Below are 5,158 nucleotides of genomic sequence, written 5' to 3' on the forward strand. Positions count from 1 at the left end.
GGGTCGTTCGGGGGACGATCCCGGGCCCGCCGCCTGCCCGGACGACCTGGGGGGGAGTGTGGGGGAAGACAGGTCGCCCGACACGAGCAGCGGGGTCGGGGAGGCCCCTGCTCGTGGTCGGAGTGGTCAGCCCGGCGCGTTCAGCATCCGGAAGCCGGACGGCTCGGCCAGGACGACCGGCCGGCGCATGGGTGTGGTCACCTCGACGGGCTGCGGCTCGTCGAGTGCCACGAGGCACAGGTGAGCGCTGAGGTAGGCGCGGCAGGGCGTGGGCGCGCGGCTGAACCGGCTGCGGCGGCAGTCCGGGCAGCGGCCGAACTCGTCCGGCTCGTGCTCGTCGAGCACGGCCTTCAGCGCCTCGACGAGCCGGGGCACCTCGAACCTCGCCACGGCGGCGGCGGTCCGTTCGTCGCCGAACTCCGCCCGGTGCACGACATCGGCCAGGTAACCGGCCAGCGACGTCTCGAGCTGACCGAAGATCGGACTACTCAACGTGACTCCTGTCGGCGAGGACGACAACGGCGGGCTAGTCTGAGTGCGTCCGAGTTGCGGCTCCGCGGTCCGTGCGTCAATTTGCACACGGAGCGCTTTGACCGAGCAGGCCTCAGGATCACCCGTCACCGATTAGCAGCTTGCGACGAGGAACCCGCAAATTGCAAGTTGCAGTACCCGATCGGGTGATGGGTATTGATCGACATTGGAAATGATTACGCTCACGGGCACGCTGGCCGGGGGTTTCCCCGATTTCTCGACGATTGCGCCGTGTCCGGATGAGACCATCCGCCCGGATCGGGCGCGCGAGCAAGGTGAGGTGATCTGATGGCCCGAAGTCCGAGCCCGACGGTGCGACGCCGACGGCTGGCCGCCGAGTTGCGCCGGCTGCGCGAGGCCGCGGAGCTGACCATCGACGAGGTCGGCGAGAAGCTGGAGTGCTCCGCCTCCAAGATCAGCCGGATCGAGACCGGCCACGTCGGGGTCACCCCACGCGACGTCCGGGACATGCTCGAGGTCTACGGCATCGAGGACGACAAGCGGGAAGCCCTGGTCCAGCTGTCCCGCGAGGCCCGCAAGAAGGGCTGGTGGCACGCCTACAACGAGGTGTTCACGGGCGCCTTCGTGGGGCTGGAGTCCGACGCGGCCTCTCTGCACACTCACCAGGCCCTGCTCGTACCGGGTCTGCTGCAGACCGAGGGCTACACCCGCGCGGTGATCCGCGCGATCCGCCCGGACGCCGCCGAGGCCGATGTGGAGCGTCGGGTGGCGGCCCGGGTGACCAGGCAGAAGCTGCTCACCGACCCGAACCCGCCGGAGTACTGGGCGGTGATCGACGAGGCGGTGCTGCACCGCACGGTCGGTGGCCCGGGGATCATGCACAACCAGCTCCGCCACCTGCTCGACCTCGCCGCGCTGCCGCACGTCACGCTCCAGGTGGTGCCGTTCGAGGCCGGGGCGCACGCCGGTATGGAGTGCCCGTTCCTCATCCTCGGCTTCCCGGAACTCGCTGATCCCGACGTCGTTTATGTCGAGTACACAACATCTGGTGTCTACTTGGAACAACCATCCGACGTACACCGGTATACGTTGATGTTTGACCATTTGCGCGCGGCGGCGTTGAAACCTGACGATACCCTCGTAATGGTCGAGCAGGCGGCCGACCGGCTCGTCTAGCGTCGATTCCGAGAGGAGCAGACTGTGACCCTTTCTGACCTGACATGTGCCAACTGGCGGAAGAGCAGCCGGAGCGGTGCGGGCAACGACTGTGTCGAGCTTGTCGTGGCCAGAATCGGCGCAGCGGTTCGTGACTCCAAGCACCCAGAGGCGGGCCACCTGGTGTTCGAAGGAGCCGGGTGGGACGCGTTCATGGGTGTCGTGAAGGAGGGGCGTCTCGTCAGCGCCTGACATGCCCCCGGGCTGCGCCGGTTCTGACCTCGGTAGCGATCTGATCAACCAGCCGGGTGCTCTCCAGACCCTGGAGCACCGGCTCCCATTCCGGCCTTACGCGGGCCTGATCCCCGCGGGCCATCTCTTACTCCACCCCTCAGGATCGCGGGACGCCGCGTAAGGGGTTCGCCACGCCAGTCGTGCGTGACCTTCCGATGCCCGGCTCCGGGCCTGCGCACGAGTCTCGACCTCGTCGACGACAACAGCGGACGAGGAGTCGAGATGCACGTGACGCCGGAGATACTCAGGGCGGAGATGGACTACCGCGTCGAGCGGGCCCGTGGTGGCACCGCGCCCGAGTACGTGAGTGAGGTCCGTCGCACGCACCGCGCGTGGTTCCGCCACCCGCGCGACCACACCAGCGACGACCACGGCGAACACCGCTCCGAGCGGCGCCGGACGACCGTAAACGGAGCACCGCGGGCCGCCTGAGGTGTGCGAGCATGCGTGCGTGGCACGCCTCGGATCCGGTATTCCGCTGGTGGCTCGCGACCGGGAGATGAGTCGGTTGCGGGCGGCCTTCGACCAGGCAGTCGCCGACTCCCCGGCGGCCGTGCTGATCTCCGGGGACGCCGGTGTCGGCAAGACCCGGCTCATCGAGGAGCTCGCGGTGCTCGCCCGGGCCAAGGACGCCGTCGTGCTGACCGGCCGGTGCCTGGACGCCGGCGAGACCGGCCTGCCGTACCTGCCGTTCGTCGAGGCGATGGTGCAGGTACCCGACCGCGAGCGGGCCGTGCTCGCCCATCCCGCGCTGGCCTGGCTGTTCCCGGACGCGATCCTGCCCAGCGGTGAGCGTGCCGGGGGCGGCGGCACGCCCGGGATCGGCGCGGTCGTGGCCGGCGCCGGTGCGCGCTCGTCCGCCCGCGCCGAGCAGGACGTCGGCCAGCTGCAGCTGTTCGACGCCGTGCACGGCACGCTCACCGACCTCGCCGCCGGGTCGGTCGTCGTGCTCGTGCTCGAGGACCTGCACTGGGCCGACGCCTCCACCAGGCGGCTGCTCGCGTTCCTCGTGTCCCGCCTGCGCGAGCAGCGGCTGCTGATCGTCGGCACCTACCGCGGCGACGACCTGCACCGCCGCCACCCGCTGCGTCCGCTGCTGGCCGAGCTCGTCCGGCTCCCCGCGACCGAGCGGCTCGACCTGAGCCCGTTCGACGAGTCCGACTCCCGCACGTTCGTCACCGCGCTCGCCGAGGAGGTCGTGCCCGAGGACGCCGTGCGTGAGGTGGCCGACCGATCGGAGGGCAACGCCTTCTTCGCCGAGGAGCTGCTGGCCGCCTACAGCGAGCAGGGTGCCGGCGCCCTGCCGTGGACGCTCGTCGACGTGCTGCTGGCCAGGGTGGAGCGGCTGTCCGAGGACACCCAGCGGGTGGTCCGGGTGGCGTCGGTGGCCGGCCGGCGGGTGCCGCACGCGACGCTGCTGGAGGTCTCCGAGCTCACTGAGACCGGGATCGAGGAGGCGCTTCGCGAGGCCGTGCAGCACCACGTCCTCGTCGCCACCCACGATCGCGGCACGGAGGTGTACGCGTTCCGGCACGCCCTGCTGAGCGAGGCCGTCTACGGTGACCTGCTGCCGGGTGAGCGGGTACGCCTGCACGGCGCCTACGCCCGCCGGCTCGCCGGACAGCTCGCCGGTCAGGGGCGTCGCGGTGTAGCGGCCGCGCTCGCCCACCACAGCATGGAGAGCCACCAGCTGCCCCAGGCGCTCGCCGCGTCGGTCGAGGCCGCGCAGGAGGCCAAGCGGTCGGGTGCGCCGGCCGAGTCGCTGCACCACCTGGAGCGCGCGCTCAAGCTGTGGGACGCGGTGGCCGAGGCGGACCGGCCGGCCGACATCGACGAGGCGGTGCTGCTGCGCCGGGCGTCCTACGTGGCCGGCAGCGCGGGCGAGCCGGAGCGGGCGGTGGCGTTCGCCCGCCACGCCGTCAAGCTCGCCGACCACGCCGCGGACCCCGAGGTCGCCGCGGTGACCCGGCGGCGGCTCGCGTCCGCGTTGTTCGTCGTGGAGGGCAAGGAGGAGGAGGCGCGGCAGGCGATCGTGCGGGCGTGGGAGCTCGTCGAGGACCTCCCGGCGAGCTGTGAGAAGGCCTGGGTGCTCGCGGTGTACGCGTCGATCCTGCGTGGCATGCGGGAGCCGGCCGAGGCCCGCACGTTCGCCGAGCTCGCGGTGCGCGACGCGCGGTCGGCCGGTGAGCCGGGCGTGGAGGCCGACGCGCTGATCACGTTGGGCGCGCTGGACGAGGCAGAGGGCCGGGTCGAGCAGAGCCGGGAGCGGCTGCGCGAGGCCCAGCGGCTCGCGATGGCCGACGAGGCGCCGACGGTGGAGCTGCGGGCACGGCACTACCTCGGCATGAACCACTACGAGCAGGGCGAGCTCGAGGAGGCCGTGCGGATCATCGACGAGGGCGTCGAGCGGGCCAGGCGTACCGGGCTGACCTGGGGCACCTACGGTTTCGAGCTGCGCGCCATGAAGGTCACCGTCCGGTACGCGCGTGGCGACTGGGACGAGAGCGAGGCCGCCGCGGAGCCGCCCGGGCGCCGGGTGTCGAGCACCGTGTCGGCCCGGCTCGCGGCCGTCGGCAGCCACGTGATGGTGTCGCGCGGCAAGCTCGCCGAGGCTGCCCGGCTCGCCGCGGACCTGAAGTCCGAGTGGAGCCGGGACTACCAGATCGGCGCCGCGATGGGCACGGCGTCCGCGGAGCTGGCGTTCTGGCAAGGCCGGCCCGAGGAGGGCGTGGTGCACGTGCGCGACGCGCTGGAGTGGTCCGAGCGGGTCGGTGGCCAGTGGATGGCGGTCGGCATCCGGCTCGGCGCGCTCGGGGTGTCGCTGTGCGCGGAGCTGGCCGGGCGGGCAGTGCGGCGGCGGGAGGACGCCGGGCACCGGGCGGCGGTCGAGGAGGGGGAGCGGCTCGTCGCGCACGCCCGCGACACCGCGCGCTACAGCCGGCCACGGACCGGCTCGTTGGGGCCGGAGGGCAAGGCGTGGCTCGCGCGGGCCGAGGCGGAGTTGTCCCGGCTGCACGGGAAGAGCTCCCCCGACCTGTGGCGCGCGGCCGCGGCGGCGTTCGGCTACGGCGCGGTGTACGAGCAGGCCATCTGCCGCTGGCGGCTCGGCGATGCACTGCTGCGCGCGGATGACAAGGACGCGGCCGCGACCGAGCTGCGGGCCGCCGCGGAGGTCGCCGACCGGCTCGGCGCGCGGCCGCTGCACGACGCGGTCCGC

At 72.3% G+C, this 5,158-nt stretch carries 5 protein-coding genes; 4 read left to right on the top strand and 1 reads right to left on the bottom strand.

Annotation, left to right across the window (positions count from 1 at the left end; translation table 11 throughout):
* Positions 1 to 126: 126 nt before the first annotated feature.
* Positions 127 to 492 carry a hypothetical protein gene (locus tag ACRDTB_RS37210; protein ID WP_431436960.1) on the bottom strand — a complete coding sequence of 122 codons (366 nt, stop codon included), beginning with the start codon at positions 490 to 492 and terminating at the stop codon, positions 127 to 129.
* 327 nt (positions 493 to 819) lie between these two features.
* On the opposite strand from ACRDTB_RS37210, the gene ACRDTB_RS37215 reads away from it, so the two are divergent.
* From ACRDTB_RS37215 to ACRDTB_RS37230, 4 genes are all read left to right on the top strand, one after another.
* Positions 820 to 1,668: a helix-turn-helix domain-containing protein gene (locus ACRDTB_RS37215; protein WP_431436961.1), complete on the top strand. Its 849-nt coding sequence runs from the start codon at positions 820 to 822 to the stop codon at positions 1,666 to 1,668.
* 24 nt (positions 1,669 to 1,692) lie between these two features.
* Entirely contained in the window at positions 1,693 to 1,899 is a 207-nt protein-coding gene (locus tag ACRDTB_RS37220; RefSeq protein WP_431436962.1) for a DUF397 domain-containing protein, read from the top strand.
* A 264-nt stretch (positions 1,900 to 2,163) separates the two neighbouring features.
* Positions 2,164 to 2,373 (top strand): hypothetical protein, encoded by a 210-nt coding sequence (locus tag ACRDTB_RS37225; RefSeq protein WP_431436963.1) that lies wholly within the window; start codon positions 2,164 to 2,166, stop codon positions 2,371 to 2,373.
* A 19-nt stretch (positions 2,374 to 2,392) separates the two neighbouring features.
* The coding region (locus tag ACRDTB_RS37230; protein ID WP_431436964.1) for an ATP-binding protein at positions 2,393 to 5,158 on the top strand (2,766 nt) is incomplete at its 3' end.

Source organism: Actinophytocola sp., assembly GCF_050699935.1.
Classification (GTDB): Bacteria; Actinomycetota; Actinomycetes; order Mycobacteriales; family Pseudonocardiaceae; genus Actinophytocola.

What these genes read in the sequence shown, in the direction of transcription:
- ACRDTB_RS37215 (WP_431436961.1), top strand. Translation starts at nt 820, where the DNA reads ATGGCCCGAAGTCCGAGCCCGACGGTGCGACGCCGACGGCTGGCCGCC.
- ACRDTB_RS37225 (WP_431436963.1), top strand. Translation starts at nt 2,164, where the DNA reads ATGCACGTGACGCCGGAGATACTCAGGGCGGAGATGGACTACCGCGTC.